General features: G+C 47.6%; 19 protein-coding genes, 1 tRNA gene and 1 pseudogene. 4 read left to right on the top strand and 17 right to left on the bottom strand.

The window, feature by feature from the left end:
- The 8 genes from era to rpoE form a co-directional block, all read right to left on the bottom strand.
- Complete coding sequence (era, locus tag CWI73_RS01035) at positions 1-918, bottom strand: GTPase Era (RefSeq protein ID WP_053952658.1); 918 nt, start codon at positions 916-918, stop codon at positions 1-3.
- Positions 915-1,604 (bottom strand): ribonuclease III, encoded by a 690-nt coding sequence (gene rnc, locus CWI73_RS01030; RefSeq protein WP_126751153.1) that lies wholly within the window; start codon positions 1,602-1,604, stop codon positions 915-917. The genes era and rnc overlap by 4 nt, the downstream gene beginning before the upstream one ends.
- Positions 1,601-2,521 carry a signal peptidase I gene (gene lepB, locus CWI73_RS01025; RefSeq protein WP_126751152.1) on the bottom strand — a complete coding sequence of 307 codons (921 nt, stop codon included), beginning with the start codon at positions 2,519-2,521 and terminating at the stop codon, positions 1,601-1,603. The genes rnc and lepB overlap by 4 nt, the downstream gene beginning before the upstream one ends.
- Before the next feature lie 3 nt (positions 2,522-2,524).
- A complete protein-coding gene (gene lepA, locus CWI73_RS01020) occupies positions 2,525-4,336 on the bottom strand; it encodes a translation elongation factor 4 (protein WP_126751151.1) in 1,812 nt (603 codons plus the stop codon).
- 119 nt (positions 4,337-4,455) lie between these two features.
- On the bottom strand, positions 4,456-4,881 hold the full coding sequence (locus tag CWI73_RS01015) for a SoxR reducing system RseC family protein (protein ID WP_126751150.1): 426 nt from the start codon (positions 4,879-4,881) through the stop codon (positions 4,456-4,458).
- Positions 4,881-5,837: a MucB/RseB C-terminal domain-containing protein gene (locus CWI73_RS01010; protein WP_126751149.1), complete on the bottom strand. Its 957-nt coding sequence runs from the start codon at positions 5,835-5,837 to the stop codon at positions 4,881-4,883. Before CWI73_RS01010 ends, CWI73_RS01015 begins: the two co-directional genes overlap by 1 nt.
- A gap of 4 nt (positions 5,838-5,841) precedes the next feature.
- Entirely contained in the window at positions 5,842-6,417 is a 576-nt protein-coding gene (locus CWI73_RS01005; protein ID WP_126751148.1) for a sigma-E factor negative regulatory protein, read from the bottom strand.
- Positions 6,418-6,432: 15 nt separating this feature from the next.
- The gene (gene rpoE, locus CWI73_RS01000) at positions 6,433-7,011 is read right to left on the bottom strand and encodes an RNA polymerase sigma factor RpoE (protein ID WP_058579308.1); all 579 of its coding nucleotides are present in this window, start codon (positions 7,009-7,011) and stop codon (positions 6,433-6,435) included.
- A 144-nt stretch (positions 7,012-7,155) separates the two neighbouring features.
- Between rpoE and nadB the strand changes: the two genes are divergently transcribed.
- Positions 7,156-8,757, top strand: a complete 1,602-nt coding sequence (nadB, locus tag CWI73_RS00995; RefSeq protein WP_126751147.1) for an L-aspartate oxidase — start codon at positions 7,156-7,158, stop codon at positions 8,755-8,757.
- 264 nt (positions 8,758-9,021) lie between these two features.
- On the opposite strand, the gene CWI73_RS00990 is transcribed toward nadB, so the two are convergent.
- Positions 9,022-9,291, bottom strand: a complete 270-nt coding sequence (locus CWI73_RS00990; protein ID WP_058579310.1) for an FAD assembly factor SdhE — start codon at positions 9,289-9,291, stop codon at positions 9,022-9,024.
- 80 nt (positions 9,292-9,371) lie between these two features.
- Here CWI73_RS00990 and ygfZ point away from each other — a divergent pair, with 80 nt between their 5' ends.
- Positions 9,372-10,262 (top strand): CAF17-like 4Fe-4S cluster assembly/insertion protein YgfZ, encoded by an 891-nt coding sequence (gene ygfZ / locus CWI73_RS00985; RefSeq protein ID WP_126751146.1) that lies wholly within the window; start codon positions 9,372-9,374, stop codon positions 10,260-10,262.
- Between the two features lie 5 nt (positions 10,263-10,267).
- On the top strand, positions 10,268-10,750 hold the full coding sequence (locus tag CWI73_RS00980) for an FKBP-type peptidyl-prolyl cis-trans isomerase (RefSeq protein WP_126751145.1): 483 nt from the start codon (positions 10,268-10,270) through the stop codon (positions 10,748-10,750).
- A gap of 49 nt (positions 10,751-10,799) precedes the next feature.
- Here CWI73_RS00980 and CWI73_RS00975 read toward each other — a convergent pair whose 3' ends face one another.
- From CWI73_RS00975 to CWI73_RS00945, 7 genes are all read right to left on the bottom strand, one after another.
- Entirely contained in the window at positions 10,800-11,288 is a 489-nt protein-coding gene (locus tag CWI73_RS00975; protein WP_126751144.1) for a methylated-DNA--[protein]-cysteine S-methyltransferase, read from the bottom strand.
- 89 nt (positions 11,289-11,377) lie between these two features.
- Positions 11,378-12,889 carry a lysine--tRNA ligase gene (lysS, locus tag CWI73_RS00970; RefSeq protein WP_053952672.1) on the bottom strand — a complete coding sequence of 504 codons (1,512 nt, stop codon included), beginning with the start codon at positions 12,887-12,889 and terminating at the stop codon, positions 11,378-11,380.
- A gap of 36 nt (positions 12,890-12,925) precedes the next feature.
- A protein-coding gene (gene prfB, locus CWI73_RS00965; protein WP_126751143.1) for a peptide chain release factor 2 occupies positions 12,926-14,018 on the bottom strand; the annotation gives its coding sequence in 2 pieces (ribosomal slippage) (positions 12,926-13,942 and positions 13,944-14,018; 1,092 coding nt in all).
- Positions 14,019-14,057: 39 nt separating this feature from the next.
- Complete coding sequence (gene recJ / locus CWI73_RS00960; protein WP_126751142.1) at positions 14,058-15,764, bottom strand: single-stranded-DNA-specific exonuclease RecJ; 1,707 nt, start codon at positions 15,762-15,764, stop codon at positions 14,058-14,060.
- A 13-nt stretch (positions 15,765-15,777) separates the two neighbouring features.
- Positions 15,778-16,488 carry a thioredoxin fold domain-containing protein gene (locus CWI73_RS00955; protein ID WP_126751141.1) on the bottom strand — a complete coding sequence of 237 codons (711 nt, stop codon included), beginning with the start codon at positions 16,486-16,488 and terminating at the stop codon, positions 15,778-15,780.
- 55 nt (positions 16,489-16,543) lie between these two features.
- Positions 16,544-17,446 carry a site-specific tyrosine recombinase XerD gene (gene xerD / locus CWI73_RS00950; protein ID WP_126751140.1) on the bottom strand — a complete coding sequence of 301 codons (903 nt, stop codon included), beginning with the start codon at positions 17,444-17,446 and terminating at the stop codon, positions 16,544-16,546.
- Positions 17,447-17,515: 69 nt separating this feature from the next.
- A complete protein-coding gene (locus CWI73_RS00945; protein ID WP_126751139.1) occupies positions 17,516-17,992 on the bottom strand; it encodes a VC2046/SO_2500 family protein in 477 nt (158 codons plus the stop codon).
- 111 nt (positions 17,993-18,103) lie between these two features.
- On the opposite strand from CWI73_RS00945, the gene CWI73_RS00940 reads away from it, so the two are divergent.
- Positions 18,104-18,188, top strand: a tRNA-Tyr gene (locus CWI73_RS00940).
- Positions 18,189-18,200: 12 nt separating this feature from the next.
- Here CWI73_RS00940 and CWI73_RS12560 read toward each other — a convergent pair.
- Positions 18,201-18,323: pseudogene (locus CWI73_RS12560) on the bottom strand (zinc-binding dehydrogenase); the annotation flags it as partial.
- Positions 18,324-18,338 lie beyond the last annotated feature (15 nt).

Raw genomic sequence — 18,338 nt, 5'->3', positions numbered from 1 at the left:
TTAGTCCTCGCGGTACCCTAAACTTTTTAAGGCTCGTTCGTCATTAGACCAACCCGACTTCACTTTCACCCATAGTTTAAGGAGTACTTTGTTGTCGAGCAAGCGCTCTAAGTCGCGACGAGCTTCTGTTCCTATAGTTTTCAAGCGTTCACCGCCCTTACCGATGATCATTCGCTTCTGTGCTTCGCGCTCAACCAAAATAAGTGCGTGTATATGCGTCGTACCTTTTTCAGAGTGACCGAACTGTTCTATTTCAACGGTCGTTTCATAAGGCAGTTCATCACCGGTAAAACGCATCAACTTTTCACGTATAATTTCAGCGGTCATAAAGCGCACTGAACGATCAGTGACATAGTCTTCCGGAAAGTAATGAAAACCGGGCTGTAAGTGACCACGCACAATTTTGCGCAGTTCGTCGAGGTTGTCACCATGGGTGGCCGATATCGGCAATATTTCTGCAAAGTCGTGTTGTGTACTCAACCACTGCAAATGCGGCAGTAACTTCTCTTTGTTTTTAACCTGATCGACTTTATTGACCAGTAAGACCACCGGTACCTTGCTGCGCTGCACTTTTTCAAGCACCATTTTGTCGTCTTCCAGCCATTTCAAACTATCAACAACAAATAAGACCAAGTCTACGTCTTTTAACGCGGAAGATGCCGTCTGGTTCATCACTCGGTTAATCGCCCGCGGCTCTTCAATATGCATACCCGGCGTGTCAACATAAACAGCCTGGCAGTCACCGTCGGTGTCTACGCCCAGAATGCGGTGGCGTGTTGTTTGTGGTTTATTCGAGGTAATGCTGATTTTCTGACCGAGTATACGGTTAATCAGCGTCGACTTACCCACGTTTGGGCGCCCAACAATAGCAACAAAGCCGCTGTGTTTGTTGTCGTCGAGTTCTATATCAAGCGTCATTTACGCTCCTGCAAATGTTCTAATGCCGAGGTCGCTGCAGCTTGTTCAGCTTTACGACGGCTTGTGCCACTGCCTATGAATGGCTCTTGTTGCCCTTCAATAACACAGTGAACTGTAAATTGTTGATTATGCGCCTGCCCTTGTGTAGCAATCACATCGTATTCTGGCAGCGGTTGCTGTCTTGCCTGTAACCATTCCTGCAGGCGTGTTTTGGGATCTTTCTGGCTGGCACCCGGCTTAATGTCATCGAGCTGTGGTTCAAACCACTTCAAAATGACTTGTCTAACTGTGTCCATGTCACTGTCGAGGTAAATGGCACCGATAATGGCTTCTACTGCATCCGCCAATATCGATTCCCGACGGTAGCCGCCACTTTTTAGCTCTCCCTGACCTAACGACAAAAAGTCACCCAGCCCCATTTTTTTACCCAGCTTCGCCAACGAACGGCCGCAAACAATAGCGGCTCGCATACGGCTTAGGTCACCTTCGGCGACTTTCGGGAATTTCTTAAATAAAGCTTCAGCTATTACCAGCCCTAAAATAGAATCGCCCAGAAATTCCAGGCGTTCGTTATGGGTCGATGAGGCGCTACGGTGCGTGAGAGCTTGTCGCAAAACATCTTGTTTTTGAAATTGATGTCCGACTATTTTTTCTAGTTCAGTTAACGGTGGTTTGGGTAAACTCACTCGATACTCCCCAGCCTTTCAAATCGAATCCCTGTTGGTACCCACGACGGTAACCAACTATCTTGTCCACGGTTCATTTCAAAGCTCATCCAAATGAATACAGCTTTGCCGACCAACTGTTCTTCATCGACGAACCCCCAGTAGCGACTGTCTCGTGAGTTATCGCGGTTATCGCCCATAGCGAAATACTGGCCTTGGGGTACAACCCACTCATCACGTTGAGTACCCGGTTGGTCATAGAAAAATGCACGACGTGACGCCACTCTAGGGTCAACTAAAATGTCATGCTTTACATCGCCCAAGGTTTCTTCATAGGTTTTAAGTGGTGAAGAGCCAGAAAAGTATGCGCCATCGTCTTTCAGTTGCGTTTTAATAACTTCCATTTCAGGGCAGTCTCTGCGCCCTTCTTCGCACGCTGGCTGCACGTATAAGGTTTTATTGCGATAAACAATACGATCACCTGGCAAACCAATAATACGTTTAATGTAATCTATGTTAGGCTCTACCGGATACTTGAAAACAGCAATATCACCGCGTTTGGGCTCGGTTGTTTCAATAATGGTATTTTGAAACAGCGGCTCTTTAATACCGTAGTCAAATTTTTGCACCAGTATAAAGTCACCGCGTAGCAGCGTTGGCATCATTGAGCCCGACGGAATTTGAAATGGCTCATACAATATTGTTCTAACGATCAACACCAAAGCAATAACCGGGAATATCGACTGCCCCAGCTCCATTAACTTGGGTTGCGGTGCTAACTGCTCTACTTGCTCTTCTGTCAGCGGGCTGGTGGTCTTTTTTTCAACCTCAGCAACTATTGCCTGACGTTTAGGTTTTAAAAACTTCGCATCGTATAGCCAAAGCAGCCCCGATACGATAGTAACTACCGTTAAAATTAATGAAAAATAATTGGCCATTTCCTATTTGCCTACTTTTAAAACCGCAAGGAAGGCTTCCTGAGGTACTTCAACGTTACCCAGGTTCTTCATGCGTTTTTTACCTTCTTTTTGTTTTTGTAAAAGTTTCTTCTTACGGCTTATGTCACCACCGTAACACTTTGCGGTTACGTTTTTACGCAGCTGTTTTACCGTAGAACGCGCAATAACATGGTTTCCAATGGTGGCCTGGATAGCTATATCAAACATTTGACGTGGAATGAGTTCTCTCATTTTATCCACCAACATGCGACCACGCCCTTCCGCATGATCGCGGTGCGTGATCATTGCCAGCGCATCCACCCGGTCACCATTAATCAGTATATCGACCCTAACCATGTCCGCAGGTTCAAACTTTTTGAATTGATAATCGAGCGATGCATAACCACGGCTACACGATTTCAGACGGTCAAAGAAGTCCATGACCACTTCAGCCATCGGAATTTCATAGGTTACGGACACTTGTTTACCGTGATAAGCCATACGAGTTTGCACACCGCGCTTATCAACACAGAGTGTAATAACGTTACCTAAAAATTCCTGTGGAACCAGGATACTGGCTTCCACGATAGGCTCGTAAATTGTTTCAATATCGTTGACTGGCGGTAGATTTACCGGATTGTCGACTTTGACAATTGAGCCGTCTGTTTTTTCAACTTCATAGACTACCGTTGGTGCGGTAGTAATAAGGTCAATGTTGTACTCGCGTTCGAGTCGTTCCTGAATGATTTCCATGTGCAGCATGCCAAGGAAACCACAACGGAAACCGAAGCCCAAGGCGGCTGAGTTTTCCGGCTCGTAAAATAACGAAGCGTCATTCAATGCTAGCTTACCCAGTGCATCACGAAATGCTTCGTAATCGTCTGAACTAATTGGGAACATACCCGCATACACTTGTGGTTTCACTTTTTGGAAACCTGGAACAGGCTCTTTGGCCGGTGCCCGGGTATTTGTTAGCGTATCGCCCACTGGCGCACCCAAAATATCTTTAATGCCCGCAATAACATAACCCACCTCACCAGTGTGCAATATGCCCGTTTCATGCGGTTTTGGATCAAAGTAACCCACTTTATCAATTTGGAACGACTGACCGGTCGACATCACCGTCATTTTTTCGCCCGCTCTCAATGTGCCATTACGCACGCGAACCAAAGACACAACGCCCTGATAATTATCAAACCATGAGTCAATAATAAGGGCTTGCAAAGGCTCTTCTTCGCTGCCCTGCGGCGGCGGTATTTGACGAACAATGCGCTCTAGTACGTCGTCAATGCCAATTCCTGTTTTTGCTGAACACTGAACAGCATCGACAGCTTCAATACCCACAATGTCTTCAATTTCCTGTGCCACGGCCATTGGATCGGCCTGAGGTAAGTCGATTTTGTTCAGAACCGGCACCACTTCCAGGTCCATCTCAATAGCGGTGTAACAGTTCGCCAGTGTCTGTGCTTCAACGCCTTGCGCCGCGTCGACAACCAGCAAAGCACCTTCACAACCTGCCAGAGAGCGCGATACTTCGTATGAGAAGTCGACGTGTCCCGGGGTATCGATGAAGTTAAGCTGATAGGTCTCACCGTCCTGTGCCGTATAATAAAGCGTGACGCTTTGCGCCTTAATGGTAATACCGCGCTCGCGCTCAAGATCCATCGAATCAAGGACTTGCTCGGCCATCTCGCGGTCGGTTAACCCCCCGCAATGCTGTATGAGCCGGTCAGACAGCGTGGACTTCCCGTGGTCGATATGAGCGATAATAGAAAAGTTGCGAATATTACTTTGCTTGAACGCCTTATCCGGCATTGATGATACCTCTGTAAAACTTAAATTCTGACTTTCAAAAATTAGCCCCGATCATACTCATGTTAGGCGCAAGAACAAAGGTTTTTATGGTTTATTTGGTGAGAATTGAAAAAGCCACGTTATACGGTTTTTATTCGTACCAATTGGTTTATTTTAATGTCTCGGCGCCTAAACCACGCCCGCAAGCCTAAAAACGTCAGCGCAAAGCCTGCAAAAGACAATAAAATGGTAATACCTTCATGAACAGCCTCGGAACTTTGTAGCGCAATAGCAATAATCAACAAGGCTAAAATTGGCAAACCATAAAGCATGAGAGCGAATTGAGTAACGGCTTGCTCTGGCACATCGAGTTCTACTCGATCACCAACGGTAACAGGCTCGTCTGTCACCACATGAAACTGGGCGTTTCTGTCAGCAAACACTTTACTAAGAATACCCGCACCGCAGGTAGAAACCTGGGCACAGCCTGAGCAAGCGGTTTTTAGTTGCGTGGTTACTGTGACTCGTTTACCGTCCACGGCAACCACTTCTGCCAATTCTTTCATTATCTCACTTCTTGCGCTATTCGCTGGGCGATGCTGAGTGGCACCTGCCCGACAACAGTAATTAAGTAGTCATTATAACGCATTGTGAATAAGGTTTGTGAGGAAGACAGCGCCACATCGGTTTCCATATCATCGGTAAGCCTTGCAATGTAAACCGAATACTCCGTCAAACCATCTGAAAATAAATAATGGTCAACCAGTGTCGATTCAGCAACCAGGTTATGGCTTTGTTTGGTAATAAGTTCAAAGCCCTGAGGCTGCCAGCCGGGTTTTACGGGAAACCCCGGTTTGTTCAATATGCGAAGGTCACTTAGTAATGGTGGCATTTCCAAATCTGACACTTCTTTTAAAACGCCGGGAGAGTCCTCACGAATAGAGAGACTGGTCAACTGCATTTGTTCAACAATGTCACCGCGTTGATCATGCATCATCATTTTGAGCAACATGCCGGACGATCTGTCGACCCAAAGTGAATAGCTGTAGCGCTGATTATCGCGACTAATAACTCGCAGGTGTTGAGCATTACGACCCAACACTCTCGCCCCGCCACCAATTGTAACTTGATACGTATCTTTTAAATTTGCGAAAGGCTTGGTGAACGCTTCGGGCAATATTGCTGAAACAGAGTCAGCCCTTAACGAGTAATTACTGGCTGAAGTGTGGAAATGGGCAACTCGGTTGCCCATTCTTAAAATACGGAAGTCAGGCCCGTTCATGCGAATGAGCAGTTCTTGACTTTGTGGCTCACCGGCAGCCTGGAACCACTGATAGGGCTCTATTTGGTCACCGTGAACATGAACTAGAGAGGCTTCAAAATTGAGGGATGTCAGCGCCTTTGACATACGGTCAAACCAGCCCTCACCGTCAATTTCCTTTTGCGTTTCCTGAGCACTTGCTGCCGACATAAATAACACAGCGACAGCGGCTATCAGTGACTGGTACAACCGAGTTATCATCGAATTAATTACCTTTGTTGAGCTCCTGCTCTTCTTTATCATCGCTTTCTTTTTGCTGCAGCATTAACTGCTGCTGATGGTCGATTAAATACGACTGCACCTGGCGACGACGCTGCTGGTCGCTCACTTGAGACATTGGCTCGACATGATTCAGGCTTACTGGCTCACGCCCACCAATTGGATTCGTTAATAATGCGGGCTCGGCACTGGCTCCGTCCGCTCCGGCTGGCTGTTGGTAAACCTGAACCGTCATAACAGCCACTACAGCGACACTCGCTGCTACCGCTACCTTCGCTAAAGGCTGGAACCATTTCGACGCTGCTTTATTCTGACTTTTCGACTGTCCGAACCCAGGTTTAATAACATTAGAGCCTTCACTTTCAATAGCAGCACTAACGCGCTGGCTAATATCCAGATCGATGCTTGCGCCTAGTTCATTTTTCAAAGCAGCCCGCGCAACACTGTAGCGATGCCAGATTTGAACTGACTGCTCATCATTTAATACATCATCAAGCTCTTTTGCGTCGACGTCCTGACTGTCAAACAAAGCTGACGTAACTTCTGATAATTTTCGAGACATAAGCCCCTCTTCAATTTACCGTTCCAGCAACGGTCTCAGTTGGTTATCTATGGCTTCTCGGGCGCGAAAAATACGTGAACGAACAGTTCCTATTGGACAGTCCATTTCGAGCGCTATTTCCTCGTAGCCAAGCCCCTCAATTTCTCTTAACGTGATAGCCTGCCTTAAGTCATCCGGCAGCCCCTCAATTGTTTTTATCACCACATTTCTGATTTCGTCCGTCAGCATATGGCTTTCCGGTGATGCACCATCTTTTAAAGCGGCGGCGCCTTCGTAATATTCAGCTTCTTCGGCGTCGATATCTGACGCGGGTGGTTTTCTGCCCTGAGAAACTAAATGGTTTTTCGCCGTATTAACCGCTATTCGGTACAACCAAGTATAAAAAGCGCTATCTCCGCGGAAGTTAGGCAACGCACGATACGCTTTAATAAACGCTTCCTGTGCAACATCTGCAACGTCTCCGGGTTGCTTTACATACCTGGATATCAAACTCATGACTTTGTGCTGATACTTCTTTACCAGCAAATCAAAAGCCCGGTTGTCACCTTGTTGTACTTTTTTGACCAGTTGTTGGTCGTTCACCTGTTCGCTCATCCGAGCCTGTTCTCCCTTTACCCAGGAACTGCTGGAACTGGCGGCCCGTCCTGTTTGTACAGACTGTGACCAGACCGCTTGTAAAAAGTTCGCAAATATTTCAGCAAATGCGTAAAATCATCCAAAATTCTTAATGAGTACTTTATGGAACCTGCAGCAAATTATCAATGCGATGTGCTGGTTGTTGGCTCAGGAGCTGCTGGCTTAACCACTGCCCTGCAACTTGCCGACACATTAAAAGTCACGGTATTAAGTAAAAGCGCCTTAACCGAAGGCTCTACATTTTATGCTCAAGGTGGCATTGCCGCTGTGTTTGATAAAAACGACAGCATTGAAAGCCATATTGAGGACACCCTAGTCGCTGGTGCAGGCCTTTGTGACCCCGAAGCCGTTAAGTTTACCACAGAAAATGCGCGCGACAGCTTACAATGGCTGATTGACGCAGGAGTCGGCTTCGATAAAGTTGAGAGCGACGGCCAGTCCCCTACGTATCACTTAAATCGTGAAGGTGGGCACAGCCACCGGCGTATTCTGCATGCCGCCGATGCGACAGGCCGTGCGGTACAGACCACGTTACAAGAGCAAGTTCTGAAGCATTCTAATATTACCGTATTAGAACGCTACAACGCCGTCGACTTAATTACCGGACAACGTATTGGCGCAGATCCTGGCTGTTACGGCGCCTATATATGGAACCGCATGGAAGAACAGGTAGAGACCATTGCAGCAAACTTCGTGGTTTTGGCAACCGGTGGCGCCAGTAAAGTGTATCAATACACCAGTAACCCGGATATCGCTAGTGGTGATGGCATTGCCATGGCATGGCGCGCCGGTTGTAGTGTTGCCAATATGGAGTTTAATCAGTTCCACCCAACGTGTTTATTTCACCCAAATGCGCAAAGCTTTTTGCTGACAGAAGCGTTGCGTGGTGAGGGGGCTGTTCTAAAACGTCCGGACGGCTCCCGTTTTATGCCAGACTTTCATAAGCTAGCAGAATTGGCGCCCCGTGACGTTGTTGCCCGCGCCATTGACTATGAAATGAAGCGCCTGGGCGCCGATTGCATGTTCCTGGACATTTCTCACAAGCCAAAAGAATTTATCGAGCAGCACTTCCCTACCATTATGGATAAGTGTTTATCGCTCGGTATCGATATGAGTAGCGAACCTATTCCGGTCGTACCGGCTGCGCACTATACTTGTGGTGGCGTGCGCACTGACTTACATGCCAGAACCGATGTGCCACATTTATACGCGGTTGGTGAAGTCGCTTGTACTGGCTTGCACGGCGCTAATCGAATGGCTAGTAACTCACTGTTAGAATGCTTGGTATTTGCCCGAGCGGCGGCAAAGGATATTTTAGCTAAGCAGTCTTCAAGAGCACCACAAACACACTTACCAAGCTGGGATGAAAGCCAGGTGAGTAACTCAGACGAAGAAGTCGTCATTCAGCATAATTGGCACGAACTGCGTTTGTTTATGTGGGACTATGTTGGCATCGTGCGCACCACAAAGCGCTTAGAGCGTGCCCTGCATCGAATTGAACTACTACAACGGGAAATCCACGACTATTATGCAAACTTCCGGGTCAGTAATAATCTGCTGGAATTGCGGAACTTAGTTCAGGTGGCCGAGCTCATTGTCAGAAGCGCTCTAGAGCGCAAGGAAAGTCGTGGGCTTCATTATATTCTGGATTATCCGAATACCATGGAAAAAGCCGAACCAACCGTGTTGACGCCTTCTCATTAAAGGTTGCTAACTGACTTGCGAAAGTTGCCGCCTGAGCTGTGCTTGCTGCTCAGGTGGCAGCCGAAACCACCAAACCCAAACCCAGGTCTTCATTTGGACGTCGGAGTCAGGTAATGACTCCAACGGTAATAACGTTAGTATGTTGCCAATAACCAATGGTTTACTGAACAGTTTGCATGCTGCCTCCTGCCACCACCAGTTATATCCGCAAGGCGACCCGGACAATGGCTGTTGGGGTCGCTTGAGTAAATAGAACTCCAGCGTTTATACCTTTACGCGTGACAGCATAAAGTCAACCATGCCCTGAAGCTCTTCGTCCGGACACTTTTTATGCCCCATAAACCAAGCAAATAGATCCGGGTCATCACAAGTCACCAAGCGACGAAACACCGCTTTTTGTTCGTCGCTAAGCTCGTCGTAAGCCTCTTTCACAAAAGGTTCAAAAAGTACGTCAAGCTCCAGCATGCCCCGGCGGCAGGCCCATATTAAACGACGTTTGTCCTTTAAAACTTCTTCAGACTGTTTCGGGAACATAAGATCTCCGCAGCAATTGCCCTTGTAATTTCAATCAGTGCCCTAATATTAGCATGTAAGCTATCCAATAAGGAGTCATTGTGGTCGAGTTAAAACAAGCTTTAATGGATTCGAATGAGGATTGCCTTTCCGTTCAACTAACGGACTATGGTATCCTGTCGGTTTCTGGCGAGGACACTGACAGCTTTTTACAAGGACAGCTGACATGCGATGTGCGCAAACTCGACCAAGAAGATTGGTTATATGGCGCACATTGTGACCCTACGGGGAAGGCATTTAGTAATTTTTGGTTGTTTCGTCATGACAATGCAGCATTATTTGTTATGCATAAAAGTGCCCTTAAAGGCTCTTTAACACAACTGAAAAAGTACGGTGTTTTTAGTAAAGTCGACATTCAGGATGTTAGCGAAGACTGGCATATCGCTGGTTTTATTGGCAACAAAGCAAAACAGGCATTGCCTACTGACAGTCTGACATTGCACGTTGGTCAACAACCTGATCAATTTATTGTGTTAAGTCGGCAAGCAGTTTCTACGGACTATCCGCAGCCCTTTTGGGATGCGCTGGAAATTGAACGAGTTCGTCCACAATTGACGGCAGAAAACAGTCAGGCGTTTGTACCGCAAATGCTGAATATACAAGCGTGGGACGGAGTCAGTTTCGACAAAGGATGTTATATCGGCCAGGAGACTATTGCCCGAATGAAATATTTGGGCAAACAGAAACGGGCACTCTTTCGATTGTCAGGCAACGTAGCGCGAGCTGTGAAACCGGGGCAACAACTAGAGAAAGCCATTGGTGAAAACTGGCGTCGTGTAGGTACGGTCATTATGGCAGTGAACCGCACCGACACACAAACGGACTTATTAGCGGTTTTACCCAGCGACATTGACGCTGACACCACTATTCGAGTTCAGGGTGACGACGCAAGTCTACTGGAAATACACTCACTGCCTTATCAATTAGGTTAAATTTTATGAGCGAAACCATTGCACAGAACAAAGTCGTGGCTATCCATTACACTGTGAAAACAGAAGATGGCCAGACCCTGGACCAGTCTAAAGAAGGCAATCCGCTTAGCTTTATTCACGGCCGCGGAATGCTAATTCCTGGTCTTGAAAATGCACTGGAAAGCAAAGCAACTGGCGATAGCTTCACTGCTGAAGTTAAGCCAGAAGAAGCGTACGGCGAACGTCACGACGGTTTGATCCAGACCGTTCCACGTAACTTATTCGGCGACAACGAAGTACAGCCTGGTATGCAGTTCCGCGCAAGCACTGACCAAGGCGAGCAGTCTGTTGTTATCGTTGACGTTAAAGACGACGAAGTCACTGTAGACGGTAACCACCCATTAGCGGGCGTTAACCTTAACTTTGACGTAGAAGTTGTTGAAGTTCGTGACGCAACAGAGCAAGAGCTTGAGCACGGTCACGTGCACGCTGACGGCGAAGACCACTAAGTCGTTGACAGCATTGTAAGAAACCCGGCTTTTGCCGGGTTTCTTCGTTTCAGGCTGCCGTTTTCCGACTTGCCTTTTCTCTATCCAGTAACTGCTGTTTACGATCTAATCCTGCTGCAAAGCCTCTTAATGAACCATCCTGCCCAATAACGCGATGACAAGGAATGGCGATAATAACCGGGTTCTTTGCAATAGCGCTGGCTACCGCTCTGGTTGCGGTTGGTTTGCCAAGCTTCGAAGCCACTTGCTGGTAGCTCAGCGTCTTCCCTGAAGGAATTTGTTGAAGTATATCGAGGACGCTCTTTTGAAACGGCGTGACTTTGGGGTTAAGCGGAAGATCAAACTCATAATCCGGCTGTGAAAAGTAATGATGAATTTGCCGCGTCGCAGCTTCTAATAACCATTGTTCTGGCGCATACTGGTACTGTTGCATGTCTGGGCAGTGTTTTTGCCCTTGATAGTAAAGACCAAGAATATGCTGGCTATCGGCCACTGCGTACATAGTGCCCAACGGGGTTGAAAACTCAGAGTAGTACATAAAAGCCGCCCATAAAAAAACGCATTAACTGACTATAGAAAATGACTATAGCAGCCAATGCGCTTTTCGAGCAATTTTTAAGCTATTGCTTAATCTGCTTTTGGACGCATATGCGGGAACAGTAAGACGTCACGAATCGATGCAGAATCGGTTAACAACATAACTAAGCGGTCAATACCGATACCCTCGCCCGCCGTTGGCGGCATGCCGTGCTCTAGTGCAGTAACATAGTCTTCGTCATAGAACATGGCTTCGTCGTCGCCTGCTTCCTTCTGCTCGACCTGCTCACGAAAACGCTGAGCCTGATCTTCTGCATCGTTAAGCTCGGAGAATCCATTCGCCAGCTCACGACCGCCGGCAAAGAACTCGAAGCGATCAGTCACAAACGGGTCATCATCGTTACGACGTGCCAGTGGCGATACTTCCGCCGGATATGCAGTAATAAAAGTAGGCTGAATTAAGCGATGTTCAGCAACGGTTTCAAAAATTTCGATTTGAACCTTACCTAAGCCCCATGAAGACTGCACATTTACACCAACCTGCTCAGCAATTTCCACCGCACTATCCATGTGCTTCAGCTGCTCTTCCTTCACTTCCGGCATATACTTCAAAATAGCTTCCAGCACGGTCATGCGTTCAAACGGCTTACCAAAGTCATAATCAACGCCTTGACTGGTAAACTGAGCCGATCCAAGAACAGCTTCAGCTGCACCACGCAGCATTTGCTCGGTTAAATCCATAAGGTCGTGATAGTCCGCATAGCCCCAATAAAACTCCAGCATAGTGAACTCTGGGTTATGGCGAGTCGACAAACCTTCATTACGGAAGTTACGGTTAATTTCGAAAACTTTTTCGAAGCCACCCACAACCAAACGCTTTAAGTAAAGTTCTGGCGCGATACGCAGGAACAGCTCCATGTCTAACGCATTATGATGCGTACTGAATGGACGCGCCGAAGCTCCGCCCGGAATTGCCTGCATCATTGGCGTTTCAACTTCCAGGAACTGACGCTCGCTTAAGAAGCGGCGGATGTAATCGATAACTTTAGAACGAACGACAAAAGTATTACGCGACTCATCGTTTGTAATCAGGTCTAAGTAGCGCTGGCGATAACGCGTTTCCTGATCTGCCAAGCCGTGGAATTTGTCAGGCAATGGACGCAAAGCTTTGGTTAACAGGCGAATGTCGTCAACCTGCACACTCAGCTCACCGGTACCTGTAATGAACAGAGTTCCCGACGCACCAATAATGTCGCCTAAGTCCCATTTTTTAAATTCGCTGTTATAAAAGCCTTCAGGCAAATTGTCCCTAGCAACGTACAACTGAATTTTACCACTCATATCCTGAATGGTGGCAAAGCTCGCTTTACCCATAATACGTCGGGTCATCATACGTCCGGCAACTTTTACGCGAATACCTTTCTCTGCCAGCTCTTCTTTGCTAACACTGTCGTAATCTGCGTGCAGATCTGCTGCCAGCGAGTCCCGACGAAAATCGTTCGGGAATGCGATGCCCTTATCGCGAAGCGCCGACAGTTTCGCCTTTCGTTGCGCGATCTGTTCGTTTACATCTACTTCGGGTGCTTGCGATTTATCAGTCATTATCGATTTTCCTCTGTCGGGATACTTAAATTAAACTTATAGCCCGCTTTTTAAGCTGGCTTCAATAAATGGGTCTAAAGCGCCGTCTAACACGGCTTGTGTATTACGATTTTCAACGCCGGTGCGTAAGTCTTTAATACGTGCGTCGTCTAATACATACGAGCGAATTTGGCTGCCCCAGCCAATGTCCGCTTTCGAGTCTTCCAGCGCTTGTTTCTCTTCGTTTTGTTTCTGTAACTCGAACTCATACAACTTCGCTTTTAACTGCTTCATTGCCGAGTCACGGTTCTTATGCTGCGAACGGTCACTTTGACATTGCACCACAATGCCCGTGGGCTCGTGAGTAATACGAACCGCCGAGTCTGTCCGGTTTACGTGCTGACCACCCGCGCCTGAAGCCCGATAGGTATCAACGCGTAAATCTGACGGATCGATTTCAATATCGATGTCGTCATCTACTTCCGGATAAACAAACACAGAAGCGAACGATGTATGACGACGGTTTCCCGAGTCAAACGGAGATTTACGAACCAGACGGTGTACGCCGGTTTCGGTACGTAACCAGCCGTAAGCATACTCACCTGCCACGCGCACCGTCGCTGATTTTATTCCGGCAACATCACCTTCTGACAGCTCGGTAATTTCTGCTTTAAAGTCATGAGCTTCTGCCCAGCGCAGATACATTCGCAATAACATATTGGCCCAATCCTGAGCCTCAGTGCCACCAGAACCCGACTGTATATCCAGGTAGCAGTCAGCACTGTCATTATCTTTCGAGAACATCCGGCGGAATTCTAAGGTTTCCAACTGCTTTAACAGGCCAGACAATTCATCCTGAGCTTCGTTGAAGGTATCTTCGTCTTCCACCGCTAAATCAACTAAGCCTTCTACATCATCCAGGCCTTGCTGTAACTTGTCTAAGGTTTCGACCACTTGTTCAAGACTGGCTCGCTCTTTTCCCAGAGCTTGCGCTTTTTGCGGATCATCCCAGACATCGGGCTGCTCCATTTCACGGGTAACTTCTTCCAGACGCTCTACTTTAGCATCATAGTCAAAGATACCCCCTAAGCGCATCACTGCGCTCACGCATTTCTTTTATGTTGTTGTAGGTTGCGTTGGTCTCAAACATTCGACTACCTAATTCTTTGAATTTTGAAAGGGGCGTAGTTTAACGTATTGCGCGAATTTGCTCCACCAGCAACTGCACAGAAGTTTTACCGCGGAAATGATTTAATTGTGGCTTGTATAACAGCTCAACCCGCTGAGCGCTATTATTTGGCCATTCGTTGGTATCGACATTGAATGCAATAGCATCTAACACATCGCCTTGTGGATGCCTAAGCACACATTTTAAGTGCTTCTCGCCAACAATACGCTGGTCGACAATGTCAAACTCACCGTCAAACATAGGCTCCGGAAAGTGCTGTCCCCAGGGGCCTGCGTTTTGCAGCATTTCAACCTGACTTATCGATAGCTCCGGTAAGGTCAGTTCACCATCAGACCAATAGACACGTTGCTTTTGCTCTTCCGTCAGCCACTCCCCGGCAACTTGTTGAGCCAGTTCTGAAAACCGTTCTAAATTGCTTTTCTTTAGGGTTAAACCTGCTGCCATCGCGTGGCCGCCAAAACGTTCCATAATATTAGGCTCGAGAGTATGTACACGCTCAAGCAAATCTCGCATGTGTAAACCACTGACAGAGCGTGCAGAACCTTTCAATACCTCATCATCTTCATGCGCCAGCGCAATAACCGGACGGTTTACCTGTTCTTTCACTCGGCCGGCAACAATACCGATAACGCCTGCATGCCAATCGGATTGATACAAGGTCACTAAGTCAGGAATCTTCCCCGTATCGAACTGCAGTTTCGCAACGGCAGTCTCAGCGTGTTCACGCATATCAGACTCGATATTTCTACGTTGCAGGTTCAGTTCGTTCAATTGCTGCGCCAACCGCTGCGCATGCTCTTTTTCAGCAAGCAGACACTCAATACCGAGACTTATGTCATCCAGTCGCCCAGCTGCATTAATTCGGGGAGCCAGGGCAAACCCCAAATCACTGGCATTAAGCTGTGCGGCATTGCGGTTAGACACGTCCAGTAGTGCCTGAATGCCCGGACGGCAAAGGCCCTGCTTTATTCGTGCAAGCCCCTGATGGACCAAAATTCGGTTGTTGTAGTCCAGTGGCACAACATCTGCCACGGTGCCGAGCGCAACTAAATCAAGCCAGTCGGCTAAATTCGGTGTGGGTTGCTTTTCTCTTAAATGGGCGCGCAAAGCCAGCAGTACGTAAAAGGCAACGCCAACGCCGGCTAAGTTTTTGCTGGGAAATGAGCAGTCGGGCTGGTTTGGATTAACAATAGCGTCTGCATTAGGCAGAGTCTGCGCAGGTAAATGGTGATCGGTAACAATCACTTTGATATTCAGTTCATTGGCTCGTTCAATGGCCTCGTGAGCCGCTATGCCATTATCAACAGTGACAATCACTTTAATGTCTTTAGCGGCGAGCTCTTCTACCATAGATACCGACAACCCATAGCCGTCAGTCATTCTATTGGGAACACGATACCCGACATTCGCGAAACCGAAAGCAGTTAAGGCCGACACCATAAGCGCGGAGCTAGTCGCACCGTCAGCGTCGAAGTCGCCGCAAATACACACAGACCACTGCTTATCCAGCGCATCCGCCAGTATTTCGACCGCAGCGTCAATATCTTTTAAACTTGAAAAGTGTGTCAGACCGGCCGCTTTTAAAGACAACTCTCGTTCATCACTAACACCACGGCGCGCATAAATTTGCCGCAACAATGGCGGAACATTTTGCGGCAGAAACTCGTCACTAACCTTAGGGTAACGGCGTATTGTGTAATCTGTCATTGCAGCTGCTGAACTACTTTCTTAATTCAGACAACAGGCGACGTGCCGGCACCGCCCCCGGAATTAAACGGCCATCGGGCAAAATAATTGCGGGCGTTCCGGTAACACCGAACGACTTACCCAGCGAGTAATGTTGCTCGACGGGGTTGCTGCACGAACTGTTGCCACGATAGCTTTCTTCGTCTTTAAAAGCACTTATCGCAGCTTTTTTGTCGTCTGCACACCAAACTGCTTGCAGCTCCTGTCCTCCTTTACTATCCAGACCGCCACGCGGGAATGCCAAGTACTGAATAGTAATACCGGCACTTAAGTAGCTGTCGAGGTTTTCATGCAGACGTTGGCAGTAACCACAAGTCGTGTCCGTGAACACAGTGACTTTGTATTTCTCGTCATCGGCTTTGTAAACGATCATATCGTCTACAAAGTCGGTTAGCATTTCTTTGCGAACCGCTCCATTGCCCTTTTCCGTCAGGTTCTCAGGCGCTGAATTTGTAATATCAAAGACATTACCGCTAATCAGCTTTTTGCCGTCCTCTGACACATAAAACATACCCTGATTAGTGACCACACGAACATAGCCGTCAATTTCGCCCGGCTCGGTTGAAATAACCTCAATACCTATTCTGTTCAAATGCTTGGTATTTAATTCGTCAGCGGAAATGGGCGCTGAAAATAGCGAAAAACCTATAGCCGATACAGCCAATAACGTCGTCAAATACTGCATAAATACCTCTTATTATTGATGAGCGAACCCTACCCTGTTACCGCTTAAAATGCAATTATCCGCGAGGGTGGTGCTGGGCGTGTAAGGCTTGTAAACGCTCTCTTGCGACCTGCGTATAAATTTGCGTAGTCGATAAGTCACTGTGACCTAAAAGTAACTGTAAGACTCTTAAATCTGCGCCATGGTTCAGTAAGTGAGTGGCAAACGCATGTCGTAACGTATGTGGCGATAAATGAGCGTATATACCTGCGGTTTCTGCGTAATGTCGTAACCGATACCAAAACGCCTGACGGGTCAGTAATGAGCCTCGCGTAGTCACAAACACCCAGGGGCTTTGTTTGTCAGTCAATATAGGGCGTCCATGCTTTAAGTAACGCTCCAGCCATTCCAGGGCTTCCTCACCTAACGGAACCAGTCGCTCTTTATCACCTTTACCAACCACTCGCACCAGGCCCTGTTGCCGGCTGACTTGGTCATATTGCAAACGAACCAGCTCCGTGACGCGCAGACCAGTTGCGTATAGCACCTCCAGCATGGTGCGATCACGCAGACCAATTGGAGTATCAGTTTCCGGAGCTTGCAGTAGGTTTTCAACATCAGCTTCGCTTAATGAGTGCGGAATGCTTTGCGGTAGCTTCGGACGCTTCAGCTTGGCGGTCGGGTCATGAGCAAGCCACTTCTGCTTCACCGCAAACTGGAAAAACTTTTTCGCAGAACTTAAAAAGCGAGAGGTACTTCGAGGAGACAAGCCCTGAGTCCGGCGCCACAGCAAGTAGTCTTGAAGGATTAACTCATCAACCTCAAGTAGCGGAGTTTTTTGGGGAAGCAGGTACTCACAGAATCGACGTAGGTCACTACGGTACGCCGCCTGCGTATTTTCACTGGAGCCATGATGCAGCCATAAATGCTCAGTAAACGCATCGATACGCTCTTCATCTTCTGGAGGTAATTGCTTCATGTGGCTGCAAGACTATTGGTTTCGAAACATCAAAGCCATTATGCCCGAAGCAGAGAAACGATGAAATGCTTAGTGCGTAATACCTAATTTTTGTAGCACATCGTAAAGCCCCGCCGGACCTCGTTTACGATAATCATTAAGCTCTGGCTCTTCTTGCTTCGACTTTTTCTTTTCAACACGTTGGCGTACACGCCAGTCTAAATTATGAAGCAACTCAATAGGCAAGCGGTCAGGGCTTGCATCAGGTACGAGCGGTTGAGGGTGTGTAGCATCTTGCAGCTTAAAGTCAGACAGTTGGCTGACTGACTTATAAACACCGCTCGCTAAAACAACATTTCCTGCCGGTTCTAACGGTCGAGCTCTTGCAGCACCTATAGCTCTTTGCCAATTAGTTTGGTCATATTGGTTATCATCAATGACCGGGTCGGTGCCCAATGCCGACACCCAATAAGCAAACTCACCCGCGAAGCCATGATTAACGGCTTCACTCGCGTGCTGCTCAAAAATGTCCGATGCTCTTTGCTGAACCGACTGAACTTGGCTCATACCGACCCTGGAAAATAACCTTAGATACTTTTGTTATCGTCCAAAGTCAGGAAAGTTTAAGTTTTCTCTTTACAGCTCAGTTCTGGCTGTTATTATACGCGCCTCTTGAGTGGAGGGGTTCCCGAGTGGCCAAAGGGATCAGACTGTAAATCTGACGGCTCAGCCTTCGCAGGTTCGAATCCTGCCCCCTCCACCATTTTTCTTAAGGTTACTCGCCAATTTTAACGACGATTTTCCCTTGCGTTTTATTAGCAGCAACATAATCAAATGCCTGCTGAACATCTCTCTGTTCAAACGTTTTATCAATAATGGGTTGTATTACGCCACTCGTAAACTGAGAGCCAAA

Origin of the sequence: Idiomarina piscisalsi, from assembly GCF_003987095.1 — a bacterium.
Taxonomy (GTDB): Bacteria; Pseudomonadota; Gammaproteobacteria; order Enterobacterales; family Alteromonadaceae; genus Idiomarina; species Idiomarina piscisalsi.
This window is presented reverse-complemented; position numbering and strand designations above follow the sequence as displayed.

Excerpts from the sequence above, each read along its gene's own strand:
- lepA (WP_126751151.1), bottom strand. The coding sequence starts at position 4,336 with ATGCCGGATAAGGCGTTCAAGCAAAGTAATATTCGCAACTTTTCTATT.
- CWI73_RS00990 (WP_058579310.1), bottom strand. The coding sequence starts at position 9,291 with ATGTTCCCGAAACAGTCTGAAGAAGTTTTAAAGGACAAACGTCGTTTA.
- era (WP_053952658.1), bottom strand. The coding sequence starts at position 918 with ATGACGCTTGATATAGAACTCGACGACAACAAACACAGCGGCTTTGTT.
- CWI73_RS00980 (WP_126751145.1), top strand. The coding sequence starts at position 10,268 with ATGAGCGAAACCATTGCACAGAACAAAGTCGTGGCTATCCATTACACT.
- recJ (WP_126751142.1), bottom strand. The coding sequence starts at position 15,764 with ATGACAGATTACACAATACGCCGTTACCCTAAGGTTAGTGACGAGTTT.
- CWI73_RS00975 (WP_126751144.1), bottom strand. The coding sequence starts at position 11,288 with ATGTACTACTCTGAGTTTTCAACCCCGTTGGGCACTATGTACGCAGTG.
- CWI73_RS01010 (WP_126751149.1), bottom strand. The coding sequence starts at position 5,837 with ATGATAACTCGGTTGTACCAGTCACTGATAGCCGCTGTCGCTGTGTTA.
- nadB (WP_126751147.1), top strand. The coding sequence starts at position 7,156 with ATGGAACCTGCAGCAAATTATCAATGCGATGTGCTGGTTGTTGGCTCA.
- lepB (WP_126751152.1), bottom strand. The coding sequence starts at position 2,521 with ATGGCCAATTATTTTTCATTAATTTTAACGGTAGTTACTATCGTATCG.
- CWI73_RS00945 (WP_126751139.1), bottom strand. The coding sequence starts at position 17,992 with ATGAGCCAAGTTCAGTCGGTTCAGCAAAGAGCATCGGACATTTTTGAG.
- CWI73_RS01005 (WP_126751148.1), bottom strand. The coding sequence starts at position 6,417 with ATGTCTCGAAAATTATCAGAAGTTACGTCAGCTTTGTTTGACAGTCAG.
- CWI73_RS01015 (WP_126751150.1), bottom strand. The coding sequence starts at position 4,881 with ATGAAAGAATTGGCAGAAGTGGTTGCCGTGGACGGTAAACGAGTCACA.
- CWI73_RS00955 (WP_126751141.1), bottom strand. The coding sequence starts at position 16,488 with ATGCAGTATTTGACGACGTTATTGGCTGTATCGGCTATAGGTTTTTCG.
- rpoE (WP_058579308.1), bottom strand. The coding sequence starts at position 7,011 with ATGAGCGAACAGGTGAACGACCAACAACTGGTCAAAAAAGTACAACAA.
- xerD (WP_126751140.1), bottom strand. The coding sequence starts at position 17,446 with ATGAAGCAATTACCTCCAGAAGATGAAGAGCGTATCGATGCGTTTACT.
- lysS (WP_053952672.1), bottom strand. The coding sequence starts at position 12,889 with ATGACTGATAAATCGCAAGCACCCGAAGTAGATGTAAACGAACAGATC.